23 protein-coding genes and 2 tRNA genes are annotated in these 25,398 nt (G+C 43.7%); 16 read left to right on the top strand and 9 right to left on the bottom strand.

Going from position 1 to position 25,398, the window contains the following annotated elements; genetic code table 11:
- Positions 1-78: 78 nt before the first annotated feature.
- From tusA to recN, 5 genes are all read right to left on the bottom strand, one after another.
- The gene (gene tusA / locus HQR03_RS02425; protein WP_173238999.1) at positions 79-405 is read right to left on the bottom strand and encodes a sulfurtransferase TusA; all 327 of its coding nucleotides are present in this window, start codon (positions 403-405) and stop codon (positions 79-81) included.
- 82 nt (positions 406-487) lie between these two features.
- Positions 488-964, bottom strand: coding sequence for a hypothetical protein (locus tag HQR03_RS02420; RefSeq protein WP_025652599.1), 477 nt, complete (start codon positions 962-964; stop codon positions 488-490).
- Positions 965-1,042: 78 nt separating this feature from the next.
- The gene (ruvX, locus tag HQR03_RS02415; RefSeq protein ID WP_418889562.1) at positions 1,043-1,573 is read right to left on the bottom strand and encodes a Holliday junction resolvase RuvX; all 531 of its coding nucleotides are present in this window, start codon (positions 1,571-1,573) and stop codon (positions 1,043-1,045) included.
- 40 nt (positions 1,574-1,613) lie between these two features.
- Positions 1,614-2,177, bottom strand: a complete 564-nt coding sequence (locus HQR03_RS02410) for a YqgE/AlgH family protein (protein ID WP_025652597.1) — start codon at positions 2,175-2,177, stop codon at positions 1,614-1,616.
- 267 nt (positions 2,178-2,444) lie between these two features.
- Positions 2,445-4,133: a DNA repair protein RecN gene (gene recN, locus HQR03_RS02405; protein WP_173238998.1), complete on the bottom strand. Its 1,689-nt coding sequence runs from the start codon at positions 4,131-4,133 to the stop codon at positions 2,445-2,447.
- Positions 4,134-4,762: 629 nt separating this feature from the next.
- Between recN and ppnP the strand changes: the two genes are divergently transcribed.
- Entirely contained in the window at positions 4,763-5,098 is a 336-nt protein-coding gene (gene ppnP, locus HQR03_RS02400) for a pyrimidine/purine nucleoside phosphorylase (RefSeq protein ID WP_010197725.1), read from the top strand.
- A 200-nt stretch (positions 5,099-5,298) separates the two neighbouring features.
- Positions 5,299-6,069, top strand: a complete 771-nt coding sequence (rlmB, locus tag HQR03_RS02395; protein WP_101211164.1) for a 23S rRNA (guanosine(2251)-2'-O)-methyltransferase RlmB — start codon at positions 5,299-5,301, stop codon at positions 6,067-6,069.
- On the opposite strand, the gene coaE is transcribed toward rlmB, so the two are convergent.
- From coaE to pilB, 4 genes are all read right to left on the bottom strand, one after another.
- A complete protein-coding gene (gene coaE, locus HQR03_RS02390) occupies positions 6,032-6,724 on the bottom strand; it encodes a dephospho-CoA kinase (protein ID WP_101211165.1) in 693 nt (230 codons plus the stop codon). The two genes, rlmB and coaE, sit on opposite strands and share 38 nt — an antisense overlap.
- A 60-nt stretch (positions 6,725-6,784) precedes the next feature.
- A complete protein-coding gene (locus HQR03_RS02385) occupies positions 6,785-7,684 on the bottom strand; it encodes a prepilin peptidase (RefSeq protein ID WP_101211166.1) in 900 nt (299 codons plus the stop codon).
- Between the two features lie 25 nt (positions 7,685-7,709).
- Entirely contained in the window at positions 7,710-8,933 is a 1,224-nt protein-coding gene (locus HQR03_RS02380; protein ID WP_025652592.1) for a type II secretion system F family protein, read from the bottom strand.
- A 250-nt stretch (positions 8,934-9,183) separates the two neighbouring features.
- On the bottom strand, positions 9,184-10,893 hold the full coding sequence (pilB, locus tag HQR03_RS02375; protein ID WP_025652591.1) for a type IV-A pilus assembly ATPase PilB: 1,710 nt from the start codon (positions 10,891-10,893) through the stop codon (positions 9,184-9,186).
- 331 nt (positions 10,894-11,224) lie between these two features.
- Between pilB and tpiA the strand changes: the two genes are divergently transcribed.
- The 14 genes from tpiA (at position 11,225) to pnp (ending at position 25,120) form a co-directional block, all read left to right on the top strand.
- On the top strand, positions 11,225-12,025 hold the full coding sequence (gene tpiA / locus HQR03_RS02370) for a triose-phosphate isomerase (protein WP_101211167.1): 801 nt from the start codon (positions 11,225-11,227) through the stop codon (positions 12,023-12,025).
- A 223-nt stretch (positions 12,026-12,248) separates the two neighbouring features.
- Positions 12,249-12,557, top strand: a complete 309-nt coding sequence (gene secG / locus HQR03_RS02365; RefSeq protein WP_025652589.1) for a preprotein translocase subunit SecG — start codon at positions 12,249-12,251, stop codon at positions 12,555-12,557.
- A gap of 215 nt (positions 12,558-12,772) precedes the next feature.
- Positions 12,773-12,857, top strand: a tRNA-Leu gene (locus tag HQR03_RS02360).
- 124 nt (positions 12,858-12,981) lie between these two features.
- Positions 12,982-13,058, top strand: a tRNA-Met gene (locus HQR03_RS02355).
- Between the two features lie 438 nt (positions 13,059-13,496).
- Positions 13,497-13,997: a ribosome maturation factor RimP gene (gene rimP, locus HQR03_RS02350; RefSeq protein WP_025652588.1), complete on the top strand. Its 501-nt coding sequence runs from the start codon at positions 13,497-13,499 to the stop codon at positions 13,995-13,997.
- Positions 13,998-14,133: 136 nt separating this feature from the next.
- On the top strand, positions 14,134-15,618 hold the full coding sequence (gene nusA, locus HQR03_RS02345) for a transcription termination factor NusA (protein WP_101211168.1): 1,485 nt from the start codon (positions 14,134-14,136) through the stop codon (positions 15,616-15,618).
- 166 nt (positions 15,619-15,784) lie between these two features.
- Positions 15,785-18,511, top strand: coding sequence for a translation initiation factor IF-2 (gene infB, locus HQR03_RS02340; protein WP_025652585.1), 2,727 nt, complete (start codon positions 15,785-15,787; stop codon positions 18,509-18,511).
- Positions 18,512-18,696: 185 nt separating this feature from the next.
- On the top strand, positions 18,697-19,110 hold the full coding sequence (locus tag HQR03_RS02335) for a ribosome-binding factor A (RefSeq protein ID WP_173238997.1): 414 nt from the start codon (positions 18,697-18,699) through the stop codon (positions 19,108-19,110).
- Complete coding sequence (truB, locus tag HQR03_RS02330; RefSeq protein WP_173238996.1) at positions 19,107-20,174, top strand: tRNA pseudouridine(55) synthase TruB; 1,068 nt, start codon at positions 19,107-19,109, stop codon at positions 20,172-20,174. The genes HQR03_RS02335 and truB overlap by 4 nt, the downstream gene beginning before the upstream one ends.
- Positions 20,175-20,559: 385 nt before the next feature.
- Entirely contained in the window at positions 20,560-21,084 is a 525-nt protein-coding gene (locus HQR03_RS02325) for a type 1 glutamine amidotransferase domain-containing protein (RefSeq protein WP_173238995.1), read from the top strand.
- Between the two features lie 74 nt (positions 21,085-21,158).
- Positions 21,159-21,320, top strand: a complete 162-nt coding sequence (locus HQR03_RS02320; RefSeq protein ID WP_156915649.1) for a hypothetical protein — start codon at positions 21,159-21,161, stop codon at positions 21,318-21,320.
- 175 nt (positions 21,321-21,495) lie between these two features.
- Positions 21,496-21,669 carry a hypothetical protein gene (locus HQR03_RS02315; RefSeq protein WP_173238994.1) on the top strand — a complete coding sequence of 58 codons (174 nt, stop codon included), beginning with the start codon at positions 21,496-21,498 and terminating at the stop codon, positions 21,667-21,669.
- Positions 21,670-22,074: 405 nt separating this feature from the next.
- Positions 22,075-22,341: a 30S ribosomal protein S15 gene (rpsO, locus tag HQR03_RS02310; protein ID WP_025652581.1), complete on the top strand. Its 267-nt coding sequence runs from the start codon at positions 22,075-22,077 to the stop codon at positions 22,339-22,341.
- A gap of 658 nt (positions 22,342-22,999) precedes the next feature.
- Positions 23,000-25,120: a polyribonucleotide nucleotidyltransferase gene (gene pnp, locus HQR03_RS02305; RefSeq protein WP_037025879.1), complete on the top strand. Its 2,121-nt coding sequence runs from the start codon at positions 23,000-23,002 to the stop codon at positions 25,118-25,120.
- Positions 25,121-25,398 lie beyond the last annotated feature (278 nt).

The raw sequence follows: 25,398 nt of genomic DNA, 5'->3' as shown, positions 1-25,398 counted from the left end.
TGTACAAAGCAAAGATATCTTTGTGTTTTTGATGCTCTTAAATTATTAGTGCAAGGTCAACCGCATGCGTTCAAGCTTTCAAGCGCTCTTTTTCTTCACCAAATAACGATAAAGCGTGGCGCTGATAGGCGAGTTATTATCGTCAGCAACTGTGATTTCATCAGGATCGACATTTAAAGGTACATTTTCAGCAAGGGTTTCTTGCTGGACAAGCTCATGCCCTAAATGACGGCAAAAATTAGGAATATCGCGAGTGGTTGCAGGGTCAGTGGCGAGTATCTCAATCACCGCGCCGGCTTCGGCTTTACGAATGATTCGATGCAGCATCATCACTGGCTCAGGGCAAATAAGCCCTTGGGTATCTAGATAATGTTGAATCGTGCTATCAGATATTGAAGTAGTCATAGTCGTCGTTTTAAATTAATAAAGTATGGTTAAAAAAGTTCTTTGCTAGCTATTGCTTAGTGTTATTTTCTGTTCAGCTGTTTTACACTTCTTCGGCGATTTCGGCTTCCTCAGCGTCTAAAAAGTTAAAAAAACGCTTAAAGCTCACCTTAAACAAAAATGCCACGCCAAGCCAGCAGGACAGCCCTAACCAAGCGGTATCGGCAAATAATAGCCCGCCAAGTAATATCACCGTGGATACGCCAATACTCATGGCAATCATCGACGGTTGGTTTAAGCGATAACGATAAATAACCAACGCATCGTAAATGGTAATGGGAATGGTCAACGCCACTAAAACGTAGGGCAAGTTATAGAAGAGTTGATAAAGCAGCTGATTGTCATGAAAGGCTTTGATACTGGCAATGGTACCAAAGACCATAAAGGCGAAGATAGCGGCATAAATAAGATAAATCGCTATTTGATTCGCTCGCTGAGCGCCTTTGATACGAGCAATCGCAAGCGGCGCAAAGCCATGTTGCGATTTGTTTTGCAGAGACTGGTCTGAGACAGTGGTCATAATAATCAGGCATTTATCCGTGTAGAGTGACGATATGTCAAAAATTAGCGCTATTGTAACAGCAAGCTAGTCGCTAATTTAGTCTGCTTTGATGGCATCGATGGCGATACTGCTACTGGGATCAGCAAAATAAGTCGACATCAGGATACAAGCAGAGATGTCATCGATGGGGTCGCGCTCATGCTTAATCCAGCCATTATCCCACGCGATCTCACGCGCCGCCACTGAAGTTAGGCGTTCATCGCAGAGAGAGACAGTGACGGGTAAATGCTGTTCCATAATTCTATGCGCTAAGCGGCGGGCAAATTTATGAGCCCGCTTGGACAGCATTGAGCTGCTACCATCCATGTTTAATGGTAATCCGACCACCACTTTTGCCACGCCCCATACCTTGATAATACCCAGTAGATTATCCCAATCAGGCTGGCCATTATTCATCGCTAAGATATCAAAAGCACGTGCGGTTTCGGTGATAGTGTTACCTAGCGCCATGCCCATTTTTTTGACCCCATAATCAAGCGCTAAAATAAGATGCGGCTTAATAACTGGTTCCACCATAGTCGTATCGGCAGTTTCGATTTCAGTGCTAGTTTCAGACTCTACCATCATTATGCATACTTCCTATTTTCATACTTATTGAGCTTGTGACTCAAGCGTGACCAATATCGCTACTTAAATAGTCAAAATTAACCCCAATCTTATCGGCAGCGATTTGCCAGCGTTCTTCAAATGGCGTATTAAACAATAAATTCAGATCAGCAGGACAGACGAGCCAGTCGCCACTAGCAAGCTCTTGATCGAGCTGTTTTTTGCCCCAGCTGGCATGACCTAAGCACAGCTGATAATGACCAACGCCTTGACCGGCGGCGATACGCTTCAAGATATCTTGACTGGTAGTGATACAGACGTTTTCTGAGATGGCAAAAGACGATGCCCATTCTGGTTGACCTGTATGCAGGACAAAGCCGACCTCGGGATACATTGGACCACCTTCTAATGCCACATCTTCCATCACTTGCGGATCGGTGACTTCAATGTCTAAATCCTCTAGTAGTTTGCCCACGCGCGACTGCTCTAATGGACGATTGACCATCAGACCGAGGGCGCCATGTTTGTCATGACGACAGATATAAATCAGCGCCTGCTCAAACCGTGGGTCTGACAGCTCGGGTGCCGCGATTAAGAAATGATGGGTCAAATTGGCTTTAGACATAGCAACAAACGCAACCTAATAATAAAGGTGAAATAATAGAGAAGACACACCACTATATGGTGATAATGAGGGGGAAATCAACCGAGGCCAACAATCGCCATACGTTAGCCAGCAGTTATCTTTTTATAAATGATGGATACTTATAATCAAAATATCCTAAAAACGCTATGGTATTGCTGATATCAATTTTTTGCAGCCTCTGTCTGCGTAGGCACAGTAAGCAAGAAAAATTGATATCAGCAGTGCGCGATGTATCGATATGACTTTTCACTGACTATATTTTACATCAGACAATAGACTACGGGCATGATCACGGGTGACGTCAGTGATGGTCACACCGCCCGACATACGAGCCAACTCATCGACTTGCGCGCTGTCAGTCAATATTAACAGCTCACTTTCAGTCTGTTCGTCATGGTGTTTTTGTACCAAGATATGCTGATGCGCTTGCGCTGCGACTTGCGCCTGATGGGTAATGGCAAGTAGTTGCTGCGTCTGCCCAAGCTCGCGTAAGAGCTCACCGACCACTTGTGCGGTGCCGCCACTGATACCAACATCGACTTCATCAAATACTAGCATTGGCTTGGCGGCATTATTATCGGCATTGGTCGCTTGCAATACTTGCATGACCAGCGCCATCCGCGACAGCTCACCGCCTGAGGCAATCTTATGTAGCGGCTGCATCGGCATACCAACGTTGGCACTAAACAATAAATCAATATCATAGCAGCCTTGCGCACTATATTGGCTTGGATCGGTCTTCTTAGTAAAGACAAAATCGCAGCGGGCGTTGGGCAGGGCAAGCGGTTTTAATTGCTTAATCAGCTGCTTACTGACAGTTGGCGCCGCTTTTGTTCTTTCTTTATTTAGTTGGGTTGCTAGCGTCAGATACTCTTGCCATGCTTGTTCAATTTGCGCTGCCATGGCATCACTGCTTGGTTCGTTTTCAAGCTGCTCTAATTGCGCTTCCCAGCCTTTGGCCTCGTTAATCAAGTCGCTTGCTGGCAAGCTATGCTTACGTGACAAGCGGTGACCTAAGCTGATTAAATTGTCTAATGCTTGCAAGCGCTCTGGGTCAGGCAGTTGCTGCTCGGCATAATCTGAGAGTAGAGCGGTCACCTCAGTGATTTGCTGCTGTGCTAAATGTAGCTGCTCGGAAGCTTGCTCAAAGGTTTGACTAACCCCCAGCTGATGATCACAGAGCTTGATGGCCTGTCCTAATAAGGTCATGACGTCAGGCTCATCGGTATCATTGTCGAGTAGATGAAGACCGTGACTGGCCTCTTGCATTAACGCTTCGATATTAGACAGCTCTTCGTGCTCCGCTTCGACTTCCGCATAATCAACCGCCAGTAATGGGGCAATATCAGCCAGCTGACTTTGCAATAGTTGGATTCTATCTTGACGCTGAGCTTCGCGGCTGGCAATGTCATCCGCACGGCGTTTAAGCTGCTGATAAGCTTGATAGCTGCTAGCCGTTTGTGCCGCTAGTGGCGTGATTTGTGCCATCTCATCGAGCCATTGCACCACAAACTGCGGCTTAAGCAACGCTTGCTGAGCATGTTGGCTATGGATATTAACCAGTAATGCACCCAAACTTTTAAGCTCTGCCAAGCTCACTGGCGTGCCATTGAGCCATGCTTTGGAGCGCCCTGTGTTGCTCAATTGACGACGAATCAATACTTCCGGCTCTTCTAGCGCTCGCTCATTTTTGGCAAACCATTCAGCAACAACATTGTTATTTTCCACATCGAACTGCGCATAAATATCCGCATTTGCAGCGCCATGTCTGACCATCGCACTGTCTGCACGCTCGCCTGCACATAAGGATAGCGCATCTAGTAATAGCGACTTACCAGCCCCTGTCTCACCGGTAATGACATTAAAGCCTTCAGCCACACTCAGCTCATGCTGAGCAATCAATGCAAACTGATGTAAAGTTAATGATACAAGCATCAACGCCTCTCATGACAGACAATCAACCTCACATAAAAGCATGGGAGGTCATATCTAAAATAGGGTAAATAAAGAAGTAAAATGGTAGGGGTAATAGTACTAAATAGACAATAGCCATTGGTAAATAGTATGGTGTCAAACGCTATTAAATACAAATTTTAAAGTCGTCAAATACTGCGAACTAACTAGGAAAGACTATCATAAAAATTCAATAAGCCTATGATAAAAAAGCAGTTAACCGTCTTAATAATCGCCTTAATAGCTATCATAAGCGTGATAATGAGCGACTGTCATAATAAGTTGTTATCATTAAACAGCAATCGCCATAATGGGGCGCAACGTATATACACTATAGGCATCAGTCGATGGCTGCAAAGCGAATGGTTAAGAATTATTCAGCCTAAAAACGCAACAAAATTTTCATTGGTGCTGTAACAAACTTTATAGATATAATGTGGTAGCATAATCTCACATAATGATAAACTCTTACCACTAGATTTTTAGCCATTGTGCGACATAGCGTGTTTTTACTATAGTGCAAAATGCGTAGTACAACCTAGGTAGAGTAAGCAGTTCAATACGTTACTTATTTTTTAGTTTGGCAATAATTATTTGATAAGGAAGCCACTATGACAGCGGCGCAATTTACCAGTGTGACAGTCAATGCCCAAGCCACGATATCTTATGATGGTCGTTGCTCAAGCCATACCATTATGTTCGAGGATGGTCGGCACAAAACATTAGGTGTGATTTTACCTTGCGACAATTTGGTCGAGCATTATCACTTCAGTACCAATACCTCCGAGCGTATCGAAATTATCAGCGGCGAGTGTGAAGTCAAAATAAATGGTGATGAAGAGTTCAGCTACTATCGCGCGGGACAATCATTCGTCGTTGAAGGCAACAGTGGCTTTAACTTACGCACAGAGGAAATCGTGCAGTATATCTGTCATTTAGAAGGTTGATACTATTACCAGTTAAAGGTTCCAAAAGACAGTTTATAGCGGCTTAGCCCTCAAAAAGAAATAAATCTTGCGATAAGGTTTATTTCTTTTTTTTGGTGACATTATTTTGTTTAAGCCCTTGATTAATTGCTACAATTATCGTCATATCTCCCTTTTCTATCGCAGTGTGCGATAGCCACCTTATAACCGGCAGTCCTATTATGGCAAAACCCATTTATTTCTATGGCATTCATGCTATTGATGCGTTACTCGAACATCGTCCTCTTGATGGCCTTAGCTTGTTTGTACAGCAAGGGCGCGAGAGCGACAGTCATGTTAAAGCGATTATGGCGCAGGCAGCAGATAATGGCATCAGCATTCAACCGACGCAAAAAGACAAGCTCACGCAACTGTGTGGTAGCCCGCAGCATCAAGGTGTGGTGCTGAATGCACGACCGTTAGGTTTCGCTGATGAAGGCTTGCTTGATATTATCATCGGCCGTGAACAGTGTCTGCTATTGGTTTTGGATCAAATCACCGATGCGCATAACTTTGGTGCGTGCTTGCGTACCGCCGTTGCCATGGGTGTTGATGCGGTGGTTTGCCCAAAACATCATGCGGCGAGCCTCACGCCTACGGTTGCGAAAGTGTCGGTAGGGGCAGCAGAGATGATGCCTATTATTAGCGTTACCAATTTGGCACGCACGCTGACGCAAATCAAAAATGCCGGCGTCTTTGTATTCGGTACAGCACTCAATGCAGAGGCGAAGCCGATACATGAGGCAGACTTGACAGGTAAAACAGCTATTATTATGGGGTCAGAAGGAGAGGGCATGCGCCGCCTGACGACGGAGAGCTGTGATGAGCTGGTTTATATTCCGATGTCAGGCAATGAGCATGGCAACTTACAAAGCTTAAATGTAAGCGTTGCCACGGGCATGGCGCTATATGAAGTTAATCGGCAGCGTACTTTAGCTGCTGGGCAAGCGTAAGATAGCTCTGATGTAGTGGCTCTAATTTTAGGTAGAGATCAGCCAAATTACCATCATTAAGTACGACATCATCAGCGTGCTGATTCCGCTCTTCGCGGCTTAGCTGATTGACCATGATGGCTTTAATCTTTTGTACGCTTTGTTCATCTCGCTGGCTGGCACGGGTCAGCTGGGTGTCCACCGCCGCATCCATGACCAAAATACGCTGGCATAAATTGGCCAGCCCTGCTTCCGCCGCTTCGATGAGTAGTGGCGCTGACAACACCACATAAGGTGAGGTGCTTTCGGCCAGCTGTAGTTTTGCCGCCTCACGTATCGCTGGATGGGTAATCGCTTCTAGCTCAATCAGTGCTTCTGGATAAGTAAAAACATGCGTTCTTACCGCTGCCCGATCCATATCTCCTTTTTCATTCACTACCCAATCACCAAACTTCTTCTGGATTTTGCGTAGCGTTGCGCTGCCTTTGGCAACGACTTGATGGGCAATGACATCGGCATCAATAATATCAATGCCTTGCTCAGCGAACCAATCACTGGCGGCAGATTTACCACTACCGATGCCCCCGGTTAGACCTACTACTAGCGTCTTGCTTTTCTTTTGTGGGCTTTGTGGTTGATGAGAATAAGGCGAAGCTGTTGTGGCATATTTTGACATAATAATGACTTATCTAACGGATAGAATGGCAGTAATAAACTGAGAAAATAGTTTGTGACCCTAAGTATACATGCCCAAGTACCAACTGACGATATCTGAGCCATATAATAAAGCAACAATACCAGCCACTGCGATATAAGGACCAAAGGCAAAAGGCTTACTCTCACCTTGTTTTTTCATCAAGATAATCCCAACGATTGAACCGAGTAGGGAAGACAATAAAATAATCAATGGCAACATCATGGGCCCAAGCCAAGCACCCAGTACTGCTAGGAGCTTAAAGTCACCTTGTCCCATGCCATGTTTTTTGGTGATAAGGAAGAATACTTTGACCACTATCCATAATGATAAAAACCCAAACAACAAGCCCCAAATAGACTGAGTTGGTGAGACGAACCAGCTTTGTGAATTGACGGCCAATCCTAAACCCGCTAACGGAAAGGTTAGGCGATCTGGCAGTAGCTGGGTATCAAAATCGATACCCGTTAATGCAACTAGCGTCCATACTAAAACTAAGGCGGACAACCCAGCGGCACTGACCCCAAACTGATAGATGACCAGTATGGATAACAAGGCAGTGACGAGCTCAACCAAAGGATAACGCAGACCGATAGCAGCATTACAGTTTGAGCAGCGCCCACGTAACAGCAGCCAGCTTATTAAGGGTACGTTCTCATACCACTTTATTTTGTGCGCGCAGTGAGGGCAGCGCGACGCTGGTCGACTCAACGTAATAGGGGTATCCGCTGCGACGATATCAGTCAGTGGTATAGTATGCTCTTGCGGCATGTCTGCTTGCTGCGCCATAAATTGACTACATTCTTGACGCCAGCTATAGACCATCATCAGCGGCATACGGTGAATCACCACATTTAAAAAACTGCCCACACAAAGGCCCAACAGACCAAATACGACTAACGCTACCGTCATATTACTTTGTAATAATTCTATAAATTGCATTAAATCGCTGTCCTTTCCGTCATCTTTAACCTACCACTGAGCCCATTTGGAAGATTGGCAAATACATCGCAATCACCAAGCCACCGACCAAAACCCCCAACACAGCCATAATCATAGGCTCCATCAGACTGGTCAAGCCGTCGACCGCATTGTCGACTTCGTTTTCGTAATAGACCGCTACTTTATCTAGCATTTCTTCTAAGCTACCAGACTCTTCACCGATACCAACCATTTGAATGGCCATACTTGGAAATAGATTGGTAGAGCGTATCGAAAACTGCAATTGTTGACCAGTAGATACGTCATTTTTGATTTGCTGCGTCGCATTATAAAACACGACGTTATTAGTGGCGCCAGCAGTCGAATCTAGGGCGTCGATAAGGGGTACACCAGCGGCAAAGGTGGTAGATAAGGTACGAGCGAAACGCGCGATAATGGCTTGATAAGCAATATTGCCAAATATTGGTATTTTTAATACGGCACGGTCTAAAAAGTCTCGGAATTTCTTAGAGCGTTTTTTGGCTTCTGAAAAACCAATAATCGCCCCACCAATGAGAATAATCAAAATAAACCACCACGCCTGCATCCATTCTGACATGCCAACGACCATTTGGGTAAAGGCAGGGAGCTCTGCACCAAAAGATTCAAATAAGTCTGAGAATACAGGGACTACTTTGATAAGCAGAATCATGGTAACGATAACAGCGACGACAATAACCGCGATAGGATATTTTACCGCTTTTTTAATTTTGGCTTTTAATAATTCGCTTTTTTCTTTATAAGTGGCAACCCGCTCCAGCATGGTCTCAAGCGCCCCTGATTGCTCGCCAGAGTCGACGAGCGAGCAAAACAGATCATCAAAATAGCGTGGGTGTTTACGCAAGGCTGAGGCAAAAGTCCCACCGGCTTCGATATCGGCTTTTATTTGCAAAACCAGTTCTTTCATACTGGGATTATCCAATGAGTCCGCGACAATCTCAAAGGACTGGGTCAATGGCACGCCCGCTTTCATCATGGTTGCCAATTGACGGGCAAAGATGGCAATATCAATAGGTTTGATGGGTTTTTTGAAGGTGTAGAGGGGCTTGGGCTTTTTCTTGATACCTTTGACGGTGATGCCTTGTTTGCGCAGAGTAGCTTTTGCCAGCTCTAGGCTACGACTGGTGGTTTCGCCCTTTACTTTTTGTCCGCGTCGATTTACCCCGTCATAGACAAAGTCTAACAGCATGTCGGTCTTCGCTTTTGCCATGTTACTACCCTCAAGATTTGTCTAATATAGATATTGCAAAGAAATACAACGATGCCTAACTTATTACACAAAGATGGCATACTTTATTTTAACGTAAAAAACCAGTATAACTCTGTTTTATTTTTAAGTACATCTGAGTAAGTATTATTGCTGGTTTATAAAAATAACGCCATTCGAAGTCAAGACTATTTAAAAGCAATGCTATCAATGCCTAGAGAGTAGAAATAATAAGGCGATTTAGCGTTCATCATTATTCAGAGGTAACGCGCATCATTTCTTGAATACTGGTCACGCCTTGTAAAACTTTTAACACCCCAGAGCGGCGCAAGTCTCGAAAGCCATTTTTGAGAGCCGCATCTTTGATATCAATTGCGTTGCCATCTTCCATGATAATCCGAGAAATATCAGGGCTGACTTTCATCACCTCGTAGATACCCACACGGCCTTTATAACCTTCGCGGCATTCGTTACAGCCTACGGGTTCATAGATGACATTGTCTGGGTTGTCTAAATCGGTGTCAGTAAAGCCAAGCTCAAGCAAGCTTTGCCGTGGCACGTTGATGGGTTTTTTACAGTTTTTACATAAGCGCCGTGCTAGGCGCTGGGCGATAACCAAGTTCACTGACGTGGCAATGTTAAAGGAAGCCACACCCATGTTGCGTAGGCGGGTCAAGGTCTCTGGTGCTGAGTTGGTATGCAGGGTCGAAAGCACCATATGGCCGGTTTGCGCAGCCTTAATGGCAATCTCTGCCGTTTCAAGGTCACGAATCTCACCCACCATTACGATGTCAGGATCTTGACGTAAGAATGACTTTAGCGCATTGGCGAAAGTCAGCCCCACTTTAGCATTCACGTTGACCTGATTAATGCCTTCGAGGTTAATCTCGACCGGATCTTCGGCAGTGGAGATGTTCGTTGCGCCTGTGTTCAAAATGTTAATGCCGGTATAGAGTGACACCGTTTTACCAGAACCAGTCGGACCAGTAATCAATAGCATACCTTGCGGTTTATGCAACGCTTCCAAAAACATGTCTTGTTGGTCAGGCTCATAACCAAGAGCCTCGATACCGAGCATGGCGGATGACGGGTCCAAAATACGCAATACAAGCTTTTCACCAAACAAGGTCGGTAATGAGTTGACCCGGAAATCGATGGCTTTATTTTTAGATATTTTGAGCTTAATGCGCCCATCTTGTGGTATGCGGCGTTCTGAGATGTCCATCTGTGACATCACCTTTAGCCGCGCTGCAATTTTGCTAGCGAGCTGTACTGGCGGGTTGGCCATTTTTTGCATGACACCGTCGACACGAAAGCGGACACGAAAGCTTTTTTCATACGGTTCAAAATGCAAATCTGAGGCGCCCATACGAATGGCGTCGACCAGCATTTTATTGACAAACTTTACGACAGGCGCTTCATCGATATTATCGCTAAGCTTGGTTTCACCTTCCTCTTCTTCACCGTCTTCAAAGCCAATATTTAAGTCACTGTCAGAAAAGCTATCGAAACTTTGCATGGTATCGGCATACAGACTCTCGATACGTCTTTTTAGCTTATCTTCTTCGACGACGACGGTTTCGATAGAGAGGCGAGAGTTAAAGGCAATCGCATCAATGGCGTCTATACGTGTTGGATCGCTTAAAGCAACAAATAAGCGCTGCCCACGCTTAAAGAGGGGAAGGGCGTGAAACTTGCGTACAATTTTTTCATCGACCAAATCTTTTGGAATGACATCCGCACTGATTGCGTCAAGATCAAAGAGCGGATCGCCAAAAGCCTGTGACAGCATTTGTGCCAGTTGATAAGCATTGGCTAATTTATTGTCTACCAAATAAGGTACGAGCCCGATTTGCTGTTGCTGCGATTCTGTCTGCGCAGTTTTCATATGCGCTTCGCTTACGATACCTTCGCTAATCAGCTGCTGGGCTAAACCACCGTATTTATTGGCTGTGATAGACATAATGACCTCTCTTTGATATCGAATGTTTTGCTAAAACCCGCTTGCTAAGTATTTGAGTATTTAAGTATTGATGGTTTTCATGAGTAGCTCTTAATCATTAATTATCATCAATGTTGGTTAAAGTCGTTTGAGATAAGTAGTTTTAAGCGGCTGTTATTTTTTAGTATTCATAGTAGTGACTGTATTTTTTTAAGCTTTATATAGGGTATGCCACTATATATAAGCCATTTTGCTTCAGCTCGCACTATACTATAGCACTTGTGAAATATTTGTTATACTGGCGCGCATATGAGCCGAATTGGCAGGAATACATGAGACAAGGTAGATGAGTATGCAAGCTTGGGTAATTGGCAATTGGAAGCAAAATCCAGCAACGAGCCACGACGTCAATGCGCTACTAGATGACTTATTAACTGCCGTTGATACCGAAGAGCAAGTGGTCAAAAATAGCTGCAGGTTAATGGTGGCACCCAGTTGTATTCACTTGGCTGCTGTCAGCGTCCGCTTAAAAGATACCTCAGTGCTGTGTGCAGCGCAAGATATTAGTGCGCATAGTGCGAACACTGGTGCGTATACGGGGGATTGTTCCGCGCAGCAAGTGGTTGATGCTGGCGCAACTTGGACGATACTTGGTCACTCTGAACGCCGTCAATACCATCAAGAGTCTCATGAGTGCTTGCTGCAAAAGCTGACTCATGCGCTGACGCAAAATTTGGGCGTGGTATTTTGTATTGGTGAGACCCAAGCACAATATGATGATAAGCAGACGCTGCCAGTCATTGATACGCAGTTGTCAGTTATCAAAGACTTGCTCGCGCAACAGCCCGAGCTTACTGCCTCATTGTCTGAGCGCTTAATCATTGCCTACGAGCCAGTATGGGCGATTGGGACGGGTAAAGTGCCAACCGTGGCAGAGGTGAGCGCCACGCATCAACATATTAAGCAGACGGTTGCAGGCTTCGCTGATTCATTGGACACGATGACCGTACTATATGGTGGTAGTGTTAATGTCGATAACGCCGATAGTTTTGCGGCAGACCCTATGATAGATGGCGCATTAGTCGGCGGCGCGTCATTAAAAGCAGAAAGTTTTTTAGCGATTGCCGAGGCCTTTAGCCGTGCTATGGCTTAATAAAATTAAATAAAACATCCATTTAACAAATATTGAATGGCCACCTTATTCAAAAAATGTCTTTATCAGTTGGCAAAAGTGGGTTTAACAGTGCCCTTGCAATCGTGTACAATGCGCCTTATTTATATAATCGATTTGGCGTCATTACACGCTAAGCGCTATTATTAACCCCTACGATTTATTTTTCGTTATCAGTCGTCATTACGCGGCAAAAGAGGCCACCATGTTTACGTTTATATTAGCCCTGCACATTATCGTGGCAATTGCCATGATTGGCTTGATTTTGATACAGCATGGCAAAGGGGCAGACGCTGGGGCTTCTTTTGGCGCTGGTTCCTCAGGTACCGTATTTGGCGCTGCTGGGACCGCAAACTTTTTGACGCGTGCGACGGCAGTGTTAACCGTGATATTTTTTATCACCAGTATGACGCTGGCTGTACATGCGCGTAAGCAGGCAGAAGATCAGTTTCGTTTAGATGCGCCCGTGTCAGCACCACAAACGCCGCGCCCGTTAACGCAAAATCCTCAGTAGTTATTTTTTTAAAACGCTATCTCTAGAAACGGTATCTTTAATAACTGTTTTTTAGTATTCATTTTTAATCATTGTCTTTTAATGAAGGCAGCGCTTGCTATTTTAAGGCGTTAGATTTACAATGCTTTTTCTGTTTTTACAGTCTGATTCTATCGATGCCTACCTTAAGCATCTATTACGATAGATTAGACAGCAAAAGTAAAGCAGTGAAAAATGCGATTGTGGTGGAATTGGTAGACACGCCATCTTGAGGGGGTGGTGGCGCAAGCTGTGGGGGTTCAAGTCCCCCCAATCGCACCAAGTTTTATGGACGCTGCATAGCGTCAGGTTGGATTTTTTGGTAGCAAACGTTTAATTTAGACTTTATTTAAAATAAACGTTGACACTTCTACAAAACCTCCCTATAATATGCGTTCTAGATTGATGCGGGGTGGAGCAGTCTGGTAGCTCGTCGGGCTCATAACCCGAAGGTCGTTGGTTCAAATCCAGCCCCCGCTACCACTTTTTATACTGATGTTTTGTACACTAAATTTGTCAGTAACGATTAGCCCACCATTATGCTTGTGGGTTTTTTTGTATCTGCTGCTCGGTGTTATCGCGGTATCTATCCTACTTATGCTAAGCTCTAAGCCTATAGAGTACGATACTATTCGTTACTGGGCGTCACTTGCTGCTACCAGCGCGATGATTCGTAAGCACACTATCTTTTATTCCTCACTCTTTTATCGATAGTACTGCTTTATGAATAATAAAAGCATTGTTTGGCTGAGCTTGATGTTTTCTATGCTCATCCTTATATAAACGCACAACGCATCTTAATAGATGTTTGTGGTTTAACATAATGACCGTGACTTATATTCGTTAATAATAAATCAAAGTTGATACAGTTACGGTTTACTCAATAAGATAGATAAGTGAATAGGAAAATATAAATAGATTATGAAGCTTTCGACCAAAGTTACAGAACTGACCAAGATTATTGCCCCCGCCGTTGCTGCTTGTGATGTGGCATTATGGGGCATTGAATTTGCACCGCAAGGCAATCGCTCTTTATTACGTATTTATATTGAAGCTTTGCCAGAAGAGCAAGCCCAAGATAAGCAAGTAACCATTGAGAACTGTGCGGCAGTGAATCACCAAGTAAGCGGTATTCTTGAAGTGCATGACCCTATTGCTGGTGAGTACATTTTAGAAGTGTCATCACCTGGCTTTGACCGTGCGTTCTTCTCAGATGAGCAGATGCATGGCTATGTGGGTCAAACAGTGAGCTTGCGTTTGATACAAGCCATTGGTGAAGGCGATCAAAAACGCCGCAAAGCAACAGGTACTTTAGACAGTATCGATGAGACGTCTCTAAAGCTGACATCTGCTGATGGTGAGCAGTTCGAAATTGCTCTGAGTAATATTGATAAAGCCCACTTGATTTATGAAGATGTCTAATTGCAATATTCAATGGTAATGTAGTATTAATCCATATTTTGACCCCTAAATAGCGTATAACTGACGGTGACAATACAACGTCAATATGCCAATTATAAAATTTAAGTCAATTATAAAATGATAGGACAGGTATAGCATGAGTCGTGAAATCTTAACGGTAGTAGAAACTGTCAGTAATGAAAAGGGCTTAAATCCTGAAGATATCTTTGAAGCGATAGAAGACGCTTTGGTGGTATCGACTAAGAAAAAAGTATATACCGAACAGCCAGAAGTGGCGGTGCGGGTATCAATCGATCGTGCAACTGGCGATTATGATACGTACCGTTATTGGACAGTGGTTGCCGATGAAGACCATGAAATGCCAGCCTGTCAGCTGGCTATTACCGATCTTGATCAAGAAGAATGGTCAATTGGGGATATCAAAGAAGAGCAGATTGAGTCGATTGAATTTGGTCGTATTGCTGCTACCCAAGCCAAGCAAGTTATCATCCAAAAAATTCGTGAAGCTGAGCGTGCGCTAGTAGCAGACGCTTTCGAGCCACGTGTTGGTGAGATGATGTATGGCGAAGTCAAAAAACAGACACGCGATGGCTATATTATTGATCTAGGTGATAATGCTGAAGGCTATCTGTCACGTGATCAAATGCTGCCCCGTGAGCAATTACGTGCAAAATCTCGTATCAATGCCATTTTATATCATGTCAACCGCGAAAATCGCGGTGCACAGTTGCTTTTATCACGTACCCATCCCGAAATGCTATCAGCTTTGATGCAAAAAGAAGTGCCTGAGATTGCCGAACAAATTATTGAAATTCGTAACGTCGCTCGTTTGCCGGGTACTCGTGCTAAAATAGCGGTCAAAACCAACGATCATCGTATTGATCCGGTTGGCGCTTGTATTGGTATGCGTGGTACGCGTATCCAAGCGGTTCAGCAAGAGCTTGATGGTGAGCGTATTGATGTGGTGGTTTGGTCAGATGATCCAGCCCAATTTATCATCAGCTCTTTAGAGCCTGCGGATGTTAGTAGTATCATCCTAGATGAAGACATGCAGACCGCTGATATCATCTTTAGCACCAACGATCAGTTAGCGCGCGCCATTGGCTCACAAGGTCAAAACGTCCGTCTGGCCTCTGAGCTAACGGGTTATAAGCTCAATATGATGCTAGAAGAAGAGTATCAGCAGCGCCAACAAAACGAATCAAAAGCGTTCATCGAGTTATTTTATGAGCGCTTAGAAGTTGATAAAGATTTGGCCCAAGCGCTCGTCGATATTGGTTTTACCAGTATTGAAGAAGTGGCTTACGTACCGGTCGAAACCTTCTATGACATCGAAGGTCTCGACGACGAAGCGATCGACATGATTCAAGAACGTGCTAAAGAAGTCGTCATCGCTGATGAGCTGGTTAAACAACAGAACATGAAAGAGCCAAGTCAAGAACTGCAAGATCTTGAAGGAATGACGGTCAGTTGGGCTTATAAAATGGCACAAAAAGACATCATTACCGTTGATGACTTGGCAGAACAAGCCGTCTTCGATTTAGAAGATATCGAAGGATTAGATACCGAAACCGCAGGAAAACTCATCATGAAAGCTCGGGAATCTTGGTTCAATGAATAAGCGGTAACTGCATATCGCTGTCTTTTAGTGATATGCTATCGATAATAAAGTGCTGGTATTTATGTCGCATCATCAAATGCAACACAACCATCAGCCTTAACCCAATCATTTGTAGCCAACAACTGAATTGAACATATAGCAAATAATAGACAGTAGGTGATAATAAATGGCAGATAAGACCGTCAAAGAACTGGCAGATATGGTAGGCAAAACCGCAAGTGCTGTACAACAGCAACTGGTGGACGCTGGGCTGCCTGCTCGCGCAGAGGGTGACCTAGTCACCGAGCTTGAGCAAGAGAAGTTGGTGACGTATTTAAAGCAAAGTCATGGTCAGCAAGAAAAGCGTCGTATTAGTCTCAAGTCTAAAACAACGAGCACTGCGCGTGTGACCGGCTCTTCAGGTAAATCGAAGAGTGTCAATGTGGAAGTGCGTAAAAAGAAAGTGTTCGAGAAGCCTGATCCAGAAAAAATGGCTGAAGAATTGGCTGCGCGTGAGCAAGCGATGATCGAATCGCAAGAGCGTGCTGCTAAAGATGCTGAAGAGCGTGCGGCGACTAAGAAAAAAGCCGAAGAACGTCAAGCGGCAACCTTAGCGGCAATGCGTGCAAGCTTAGGCTCTAGCAAAAAGTCAGACGATAAGAATGACGATATTTCTACTTCAGTGGTTGTGAAGAAGGGTGGCAAGGCGACTGTAGAAGTTAAGCCGAAAGAGCAACCGAAGAAAAAAGTCGCGGCGACGAAACCAAAAGTTGAAACCGCCGCTGAGCGTAAAGCTCGCGAAGTACGCGAAAAAGAAGAAAATCGTCTACGCGAAATCGAGACAGAAACACGCCGTGTTCAAGCGGAAGAAGCGCAGAAGCGTACACTTGAGCAAATGCGTAAAATGGCTGGTAAATATACGGACCAGCCTGCTGCGGAAGTTCGTAAAGATGAGCCACTAGCCGAAGGTTTGGTCGGTGATGCACTAGAAGAATCATTCGAAAAAGAACGTCGCGAAATCAAGCGCGGTACTAGTAGTACTAGTGCCCGTGGTCGTGGTCGTCGTAAGAATCAAGACGAGCGTGAAATGAAAAACCGCAAAAACGGTTTACGTTCAACGCAAGCGTCACAGCATAAGTTTGAAAAGCCTGTCGAAAAAATCGTTTATGATGTCGAGATCAGTGAGCAAATTACCGTCGCAGATCTTGCCCAACGTATGGCAGTTAAAGCTCGTGAAGTCACTAAATTACTCATGAAAATGGGTGAAATGGCTCGTGAGTCAGATACCATTGATCAAGCGACAGCCAGTCTAATCGTTGAAGAGATGGGTCATAACCCTGTACCAGTCAGCGACACCAAGGTTGAAGACGATTTACAAGTTGCAGTCAATGAGCGCAGCAGTAACGTACAAACGCGTCCACCAGTTGTCACTATTATGGGCCACGTCGATCATGGTAAAACGTCTCTACTAGATAAAATTCGTGAGACTAAAGTTGCCACAGGCGAAGCTGGCGGTATTACTCAGCATATCGGTGCTTACCACGTTAAAACCGATCGTGGTGTGATTACTTTCTTAGATACTCCAGGTCACGCAGCCTTTAGTGCAATGCGTTCACGTGGTGCGCAAGCGACAGATATCGTCGTAATCGTTGTCGCTGCTGATGATGGTATGATGCCACAAACAGAAGAAGCAATTGATCATGCACGCGCCGCTGGCACACCGATTATCGTTGCTATCAACAAAATGGATAAGCCAAGCGCTGATCCTGATCGTGTTCTTAATGAATTGACTGCTAAAGAAGTCGTTTCAGAAGAGTGGGGCGGTGATACACCAATGGCGCGTATCTCAGCCAAAACCGGTGATGGTATTGATGGGCTATTAGAGCTTATTAGCTTACAAGCAGAACTAATGGAGCTAGAAGCACCGTTAGATGGTGCTGCGCAAGGTGTGGTGATTGAATCAAGACTTGAAAAAGGTCGTGGTCCTGTTGTCAGTGTGCTCGTCAAAAAAGGCACACTAAAGCAAGGCGACTTGGTCTTAGCGGGCGAGTATTATGGTAAAGTCCGTGCGATGACTGATGAACATGGTCAACGTATCCAGTCAGCTGGCCCTTCTATTCCAGTAGAGATCTTAGGCTTGCCTGAAACGCCGGCTGCTGGTAGCGAATTCTTAGTCGTCACTGATGAGAAAAAAGCCCGTGAAGTCGCTGATTTCAGAACCAATCGTGAGCGTGAGCGTCAGCTTGAACGTCAGAACGCCATGCGCTTAGAAAGCATGTTCGATCAGATGGAACAAGGCGATGTGTCATTCTTGAACATCGTACTTAAGACCGATGTCCGTGGTTCGCTTGAAGCGTTACTATCGGCATTGAATGAGCTGTCTACTGATGAAGTAAAAGTCAGAGTCATTAGCTCAGGTGTCGGTCCCATCTCTGAGTCTGATGTTACGCTTGCCGAATCTAGCGAAGCGGTACTGTTAGGCTTCAACGTTCGTGCAGATGCGACCGCACGCCGTAAAGCAGACGCAGCTAACATGGATATTCGTTATTATAGCGTTATCTATGGCTTGATTGACGATGTGAAAGCAGCCATGAGTGGCATGCTTGCGCCTGAACATCGCGAGAAAATCTTGGGTGTTGCTGATGTTCGTGAAGTATTCCGCTCTAGTAAGTTCGGTGCAGCTGCCGGTTGTATGGTGGTTGAAGGCACGATCTATCGCAACAAGCCTATCCGCGTATTGCGTGATGACCAAGTTATCTTTACCGGTCAATTGCAATCGTTACGTCGCTATAAAGAAGACGTCAACGAAGTACGCACTGGTATGGAATGTGGTCTAGCGGTTCGTGGCTATGATGTCGAAGCTGGTGATAAGATCGAAGTCTTTGAAATCCAAGAGTTCGAACGTACTATCTAAGCCTTCTTGTAGCATTGCATTATATGTGCTGAGCAAGTTAAGCTTAGACTACCGTAATAACGATATGCTTAGGCCTAACAGGTACATCCTGCTAGGCCTTTTTTGACAAATATCAGTTCTTCAGCTTATTCGTAAGCCAATATAGCAACCAATAAAAAAAGCTATTTTAAAAACAAGGTAATAACATGAACCAACGTTTACAACGCTTAGCGGATCAAATCCAGCGTGAGCTTGCCGTTCTTATTCGCGACGCAGTCAATGACCCACGTCTGACGGGTTTTGTCACCATCTCTAGTGTCAAGGTCAGCCCAGACTTAGGGTATGCGGACGTCTATGTCACTATCATGGAGCCAGAGCTTAATGATGCGATGACCAAAACCAACCACGAAGAAAGCATCAAGGTACTGAATAAAGCCGCCGGTTTTTTGCGTACCGAATTGAGCCATAGCCTCAAGACTCGTACCACGCCGCGTCTGCGCTTTCATTATGATGAAGTAACGGCTCGTGGCAACTATATGATGGACTTAATCAGTCAAGCGGTTATCAAAACTGAGCAGAATGAAGATGAAGTCGATAGTAAAGAAAATGACGAATCATGACAATGACTATTCAAAAGACAACGGATAAACAAAAGGTCTCCGGCGTTATCTTAATTGATAAGCCGCAGGGTATGACCTCACAGCAAGTGGTCTCAAAAGTGAAGTATTTGTTTAAGTCTCCTATCCATGACAGCAAAAAAGCAGGTCATACGGGTACGCTTGATCCAATGGCTACCGGCCTCTTGCCTATTTGCATGGGTGAGGCCACAAAGTTTAGCCATTATCAGCTTGATGCTGACAAATCCTATCAAGCGACGATACTGCTTGGTAGTCAGACAGATACCGGTGATACAGATGGTCAAATCGTTGCACAGGCGGCTATTCCAATATTTGATGAAGCGCTATTAAAAGATGTTGCCCAGCAGTTTTTAGGCGCTCAGCAACAAATTCCACCAATGTATTCTGCCTTAAAGAAAAACGGTAAAAAACTCTACGAATATGCTCGTGCTGGTATCGAGGTCGATAGACCGCCAAGAGATATCGTGATCAAAGCAATCGAGTTAAAAGCTATTGATAGTGAGCAGGTTCAATTGACGGTGACTTGTACCAAAGGTACTTACGTGCGTGTATTGGCAGAAGATATTGCGAAAACATTGGGTACGCTTGGACATTTAACGGCATTGCGTCGCACGCAAGTCGGTAATTTTAGTATTGATGACTCTATTGCACTATCGGCTTTAGAAGACAAAGAATTAGATAGCCGACACTCTCAGTTATTGCCTGTCGATGCGTGTATTGATATCGATGCTGAGTTGGTACTGACCGAAGAACAATGCGCGCGCGTATATATGGGACAGCGCTTAAACGTATCCGATAGCTTGATAGGTAAGCTTAGAGATTATGTTGCAAGCAATGCTGCTCATCAAATATCCCATGCCAGTGAAGCAGAAACCAATATTGCTGGTTCTGATATCGGTACTGGAGACAGCATGGACATCTCGCAGCCTTTAAAGCACGAGTTAGCTGTTGATATACGCTTGCTAAATGAGCAAGGAGCATTTCTTGGATTAGGGGCCGTTAGCCTTAATGGTCGATTACAGCCTAAAAAGTTGATTCAGCGCTGATAATAGAGTGATTGCTATAGCTAGTCTGTTAACTGAGGCCTATTCAATTTACTAATATTTTACACTAATCACATACCGTCACATTTTATTGCAGGTTTCACCTATGGTGAGACCTGTTTTTTTTGTACAGTAGATACACCAGCTAGGGAAGACTGGATCAAAAATAAACTGGAAAAACAATATAACAATAAAAAATAAGAATAAAAAGTATGTAGAAAGGACATTCTTTAATAAGAAAAAATATGTCAGAGGATGACTATTATTAATGCAAAAATCATTTATCAAATCATAATAAACAACAAAAATTATCGCGCAATAATAAATTCGATTATAAAAACTCAAATGTAAATAAACAGAAACAAGTATAGACAGAAAAGGAAATATTATGAAAACGATCGCTTTTTTACTACACAATAATTTTGAGCAAGCAGAATACGAAGACGTTAATAACCAGCTGAAAGACAAAGGTTACAAGACCCTTCTGATCACTACTAATGAAGATAAAGAAGTGCAAGCTATGCAGCAAGATGTAAATAAAGGTGATACCTTTACTGCTGATATCTTCGTAAAAGATGCAAATGTTTCCGATTATGATGCATTGGTATTACCAGGTGGTACGGTCAATGCGGATACCATTCGCGGTAATAAAGAAGCCCATGACATTATCAATGCTATCAATGATGTAGGTAAACCATTAGCTGTGATATGCCACGCTTCTTGGGCACTTATCAACACGGGCATTGCTAAAGGCAAAACACTAACAGCCTATCATACGCTGCAAACCGATCTAGAAAATGCTGGTGCGACGTACGTCGACAAGACTGTACAAGTCGATGGCAATTTAATTACTTCGCGTAATCCAGACGATATCAGTAACTTTGTCGATGCTATCGATAAAGCATTGTCTTAAATTTTGCTTCATTTATTGAAAGATGAAAAATTAAAAATTCTCAACTATTTATAATTACAATTAAGGAAAATATTATGTCTAACTCTAACCCAAATGATGCTGAACTTGAGCAACAACGTGCTGAATCGGCAACCGCCGCTCTTAAGAGCCAAACTGAAAACAACCATACCGAAGAATCAGAAGCGGCCGCTGATCGCATCGCTGATAATTTAGAGAATGCAAAAAAAGATAAATAAAAAGGCTCTGCGTTAAGTAGCGGTCCACGCTATTTAATGTAAGCATTATTTTATATAAACATTATTTCGTTGAGTCTTTACGCATTGATTCGAATATTCATAAGTTTGAATACTAATAAGTATGAACGATGCGGCAAAGAGTTCACTTAATGAAAATGCTAATATAGGAGTCATTATGAGTAATTCATCAAAAAACATGGATTCACAAGAACAAGAGATTGAAAAGCTAGCAGACGATATCAACCCTAGCGAAGATGCTAGACCTGATAGCTTAGCAGAAGCCACTACAGCCCCTCTTGCTGATGACGAGCTAGGTGGAAATGCAAATGAAGATGACGTGAAAAAGTAAGTCATTAGACTCTTCTAACAATTTATCAGAATCTTGCAAAATTATAGCTGTTATATAAGATTTCTGAATCGATGAATTCTATCGGCATAAAACTATTATGAAAAACTGCTGCTAGTTCAGCAGTTTTTTGTTATAATTGCCGTCACATTTAATAATGCTTTTAGATTAAGCCGATTATTTAGCTCACTGCTCGAAGCAGATTAATGAGTTGAGTGAATTTTTGCTGATATCTGGCTTATTTTTAAATGGTTTTATCATACATTGGGCTTGTCGTACACTAGGTCAACTCTAGTAATGCAGGGTTGTCCTGAATGGCGCACAAGTTACTTTATTTACTATTCTATTGCTTGTAAGATGGCTTAATTTGAGTACATCTTGGAGCTTTTAGCATTGCCGGAGATATTTATGCTAACTAATACCGATCGTGAACAAATCATTTCTCAGTACCAGCGCGGCGAAAACGATACTGGTTCTCCAGAAGTTCAAGTAGCTTTGTTGAGCGCACGTATCAACGATTTGCAGAACCATTTTAAAGCGCACAAAGCTGACCATCATAGCCGTCGCGGTCTTATCCGTATGGTTAACACGCGCCGTAAATTGCTTGATTACCTAAAAGGTAAAGATCTTGGTCGTTATACCACCCTTATTAGCCAGTTAGGTCTACGTCGTTAATACAGCGACAATAGTACGAGTGGTCGCTAAAATAACAGATGCCATCTTATGGCGCTATTTCAGATTTTTTGCTAAACCGCTTGGAACTTGCTTGTTGCTATCGATAAAATAGATTTTCTCTAAAACGGTGTGGAATAGTTTCACGCCGTTTTTTTATGCTTGTTAGTATGGATGATCGCGCTCGAGTGTTTAGATGATATAACGCTACCATATTTTGCAAAAATAACCGTTAATTTAATATCTAATATAGGCCATCATTCAGGGCGATTTATAGACAATGGCTCTGTTTTGCAATTAATTGGTCAATGCCTATAAATCACTGTAAAATAATGTCTTGTGAGCTTTATAGCATTGCTACTATTCGTCACAGTAGAGCAGTAAAGAGATAGTGAATACCATATATGTATGGTTTCTACTGGGCACAAGCTTTAGCCGTATGGGCAAAAAACCGAATTTGAACAACTAAAAATATGTAATAGTACGATGTCTACTATAGACAAATGCGTAAGATAAGTAGGTGACACTATCAGCCTGAGCAATAATACTTGTAGAAAAAAGACTTGTTGATCAGTAGCTAGATAAAAAGAATTTTAATGACAGATATCAGCGTGTTTATAACGTTGATGTTATTTTCGTCAGTCAACATTAGGAAGATTATATGACAATGTTTAACACTATTAAGCGTGAATTCCAGTACGGCAACCAGCAGGTTGTTATCGAAACTGGTCGCGTAGCACGTCAAGCAAACTCTATTTTGGTTCACATGGGCGGCGTTACCGTACTAGTAGCAGCAGTGGTAAAGTCTGACCCTAAAGAAGGTCAAAACTTCTTTCCATTGACCGTGAACTATCAAGAAAAAATGTATGCTGCCGGTAAGATTCCAGGCGCTTATGGCAAACGCGAAGGTCGTGCAAGCGAAAATGAAACGTTAACGTCACGCTTGATTGATCGTCCGATTCGTCCGCTATTCCCTGAAGGTTATGTCAACGAAATTCAAATTACCGCAACGGTTATCTCATCAGATAAGACTCAATCTGCCGATATTGCAGCCCTCATTGGTGCTTCAGCCGCATTGGCGATCTCTGATGCGCCATTCAATGGCCCTGTCGCTGCGGCCCGTGTTGGCTTTATCAATGGTGAGTACGTACTAAACCCAACGCTTGAACAACTTAAAGAAAGTGATCTTGATCTAGTAGTTGCTGGTACTAAATCTGCGGTACTAATGGTTGAATCTGAAGCAGCAGAGCTGTCTGAAGATCAGATGCTAGGCGCGGTATTATACGGTCATGAGCAACAACAAATCGTTATTGATAACATCGCTTCTATGGCGGAAGAAATCGGTACGGCTAAGCAGCAGTACGTCGCCCCTGTACGTGATGCGGCGTTAGAAAGCAGTATGAAAGAGCAGTTCGGCGAGCAAGTGGCTGATGCTTATACCATTACTGATAAGCAAGAGCGTTATACTAAGCTTGATGACATTAAGCAATCCATTATCGATGCGCTTGCTGGTGATGCGGAATCTGAAAATTATGCTGATACCGTTTCTGAATTAAAAGAAATCTATAACGATCTTAAATATCGTACGGTTCGTGACAATATCTTGTCAGGTAAGCCGCGTATTGATGGTCGTGACCTTGAGACCGTTCGTGCGCTTGACGTGCAAGTTGGCGTACTACCATACACGCATGGTTCAGCGCTATTTACTCGCGGTGAGACCCAAGCATTGGTTACTACGACTTTAGGTAACAGCCGTGATGTCAATATGATTGACTCATTAGCGGGCACTATCCGTGATCATTTCATGCTGCATTATAACTTCCCGCATTTCTCTGTTGGTGAAACGGGTCGTGAAGGTATTCCAAAACGTCGTGAAATTGGTCATGGTCGTCTAGCACGCCGCGGTGTACAAGCGATGCTACCGGACAGCGAACGCTTCCCGTACGTCATCCGTGTGGTATCAGAGATTACTGAATCAAACGGTTCTTCTTCTATGGCCTCTGTCTGTGGTGCCAGCTTGGCATTAATGGATGCAGGCGTACCGATTAAAGCACCAGTTGCTGGTATCGCGATGGGTCTCGTAAAAGAAGGCGAGCGTTTCGCTGTATTGTCAGATATCTTAGGTGATGAAGATCATCTTGGCGATATGGACTTTAAAGTGGCTGGTTCTAAAGACGGTATCACTGCGCTTCAGATGGATATCAAAATCGAAGGGATTACTCCTGACATCATGGAGCAAGCGCTAAAGCAAGCCCATGCCGGTCGTATCCATATCCTAGACGCGATGAATAAAGTATTGCCAGAGAGCCGTACTGAAATTAACGCCCATGCCCCTAACTATGCGGTTATCGAAATCAATCCGGACAAAATCCGTGACGTCATCGGTAAAGGCGGCGCGATGATTCGTCAGCTAACTGAAGAAACTGGTGCCGTTATCGATATCGATGATGGTGGTACGATTCGTATCTTTGGTGAAAACAAAGCAGCAACCAAAGCCGCTATCGGTAAAATCGAAGCATTGACTGCTGAAGTTGAAGTCGGTAAAACTTACGAAGGTACCGTTGCTCGTATCGTTGATTTCGGTGCATTCGTAAATGTCTTGCCAAATACTGATGGCCTCGTACATATCTCGCAAATCGCAGAAGAGCGCGTAGAGAATGTCTCTGACTATCTAAAAGAAGGTCAAACCGTTAAGGTACTCGTACAAGACGTCGATAACCGTGGTCGCATTAAGTTGACTATGAAAGGCGTTGAGCAGGGTTCAACCTCAACTGCTGAATAAGTATTTTTTTGGTTGATGTCGCTTAGTACAATTTTGAAAACCGCTCTGATTTATTCAGAGCGGTTTTTTTTGTGGTTTAATAATTATTGGTGTAATGGACAAAATTCATGCTAAAAAGTAGAAGGTAGTCGCTAATGGACATAATTCATGCTATTTAAGTGACTTTAACCCTAAAAAGTCTTTAATAAACCGCAACTTACGCTGCTCATTTAGACCATGATGACTGTGTAATTGTCGCTTGAGCTCGCTGAATAATCCTTCAAGAGAATTGGTGGTAT

Origin of the sequence: Psychrobacter okhotskensis (assembly GCF_013248965.1) — a bacterium.
Taxonomy (GTDB): domain Bacteria; phylum Pseudomonadota; class Gammaproteobacteria; order Pseudomonadales; family Moraxellaceae; genus Psychrobacter; species Psychrobacter okhotskensis.
The sequence above is the reverse complement of the archived record's forward strand: the minus strand, read 5'-3'. Positions and strand labels throughout refer to the sequence as shown.

What these genes read in the sequence shown, in the direction of transcription:
- pilB (WP_025652591.1), bottom strand. Translation starts at nt 10,893, where the DNA reads ATGTCTATCACAGCCAATAAATACGGTGGTTTAGCCCAGCAGCTGATT.
- tpiA (WP_101211167.1), top strand. Translation starts at nt 11,225, where the DNA reads ATGCAAGCTTGGGTAATTGGCAATTGGAAGCAAAATCCAGCAACGAGC.
- HQR03_RS02335 (WP_173238997.1), top strand. Translation starts at nt 18,697, where the DNA reads ATGAACCAACGTTTACAACGCTTAGCGGATCAAATCCAGCGTGAGCTT.
- HQR03_RS02325 (WP_173238995.1), top strand. Translation starts at nt 20,560, where the DNA reads ATGAAAACGATCGCTTTTTTACTACACAATAATTTTGAGCAAGCAGAA.
- HQR03_RS02315 (WP_173238994.1), top strand. Translation starts at nt 21,496, where the DNA reads ATGAGTAATTCATCAAAAAACATGGATTCACAAGAACAAGAGATTGAA.
- tusA (WP_173238999.1), bottom strand. Translation starts at nt 405, where the DNA reads ATGACTACTTCAATATCTGATAGCACGATTCAACATTATCTAGATACC.
- HQR03_RS02380 (WP_025652592.1), bottom strand. Translation starts at nt 8,933, where the DNA reads ATGGCAAAAGCGAAGACCGACATGCTGTTAGACTTTGTCTATGACGGG.
- secG (WP_025652589.1), top strand. Translation starts at nt 12,249, where the DNA reads ATGTTTACGTTTATATTAGCCCTGCACATTATCGTGGCAATTGCCATG.
- truB (WP_173238996.1), top strand. Translation starts at nt 19,107, where the DNA reads ATGACAATGACTATTCAAAAGACAACGGATAAACAAAAGGTCTCCGGC.
- ruvX (WP_418889562.1), bottom strand. Translation starts at nt 1,573, where the DNA reads ATGATGGTAGAGTCTGAAACTAGCACTGAAATCGAAACTGCCGATACG.
- infB (WP_025652585.1), top strand. Translation starts at nt 15,785, where the DNA reads ATGGCAGATAAGACCGTCAAAGAACTGGCAGATATGGTAGGCAAAACC.
- coaE (WP_101211165.1), bottom strand. Translation starts at nt 6,724, where the DNA reads ATGTCAAAATATGCCACAACAGCTTCGCCTTATTCTCATCAACCACAA.
- HQR03_RS02320 (WP_156915649.1), top strand. Translation starts at nt 21,159, where the DNA reads ATGTCTAACTCTAACCCAAATGATGCTGAACTTGAGCAACAACGTGCT.
- pnp (WP_037025879.1), top strand. Translation starts at nt 23,000, where the DNA reads ATGACAATGTTTAACACTATTAAGCGTGAATTCCAGTACGGCAACCAG.
- rlmB (WP_101211164.1), top strand. Translation starts at nt 5,299, where the DNA reads ATGGCAAAACCCATTTATTTCTATGGCATTCATGCTATTGATGCGTTA.
- HQR03_RS02410 (WP_025652597.1), bottom strand. Translation starts at nt 2,177, where the DNA reads ATGTCTAAAGCCAATTTGACCCATCATTTCTTAATCGCGGCACCCGAG.
- ppnP (WP_010197725.1), top strand. Translation starts at nt 4,763, where the DNA reads ATGACAGCGGCGCAATTTACCAGTGTGACAGTCAATGCCCAAGCCACG.
- rimP (WP_025652588.1), top strand. Translation starts at nt 13,497, where the DNA reads ATGAAGCTTTCGACCAAAGTTACAGAACTGACCAAGATTATTGCCCCC.
- recN (WP_173238998.1), bottom strand. Translation starts at nt 4,133, where the DNA reads ATGCTTGTATCATTAACTTTACATCAGTTTGCATTGATTGCTCAGCAT.
- HQR03_RS02385 (WP_101211166.1), bottom strand. Translation starts at nt 7,684, where the DNA reads ATGCAATTTATAGAATTATTACAAAGTAATATGACGGTAGCGTTAGTC.
- HQR03_RS02420 (WP_025652599.1), bottom strand. Translation starts at nt 964, where the DNA reads ATGACCACTGTCTCAGACCAGTCTCTGCAAAACAAATCGCAACATGGC.
- nusA (WP_101211168.1), top strand. Translation starts at nt 14,134, where the DNA reads ATGAGTCGTGAAATCTTAACGGTAGTAGAAACTGTCAGTAATGAAAAG.
- rpsO (WP_025652581.1), top strand. Translation starts at nt 22,075, where the DNA reads ATGCTAACTAATACCGATCGTGAACAAATCATTTCTCAGTACCAGCGC.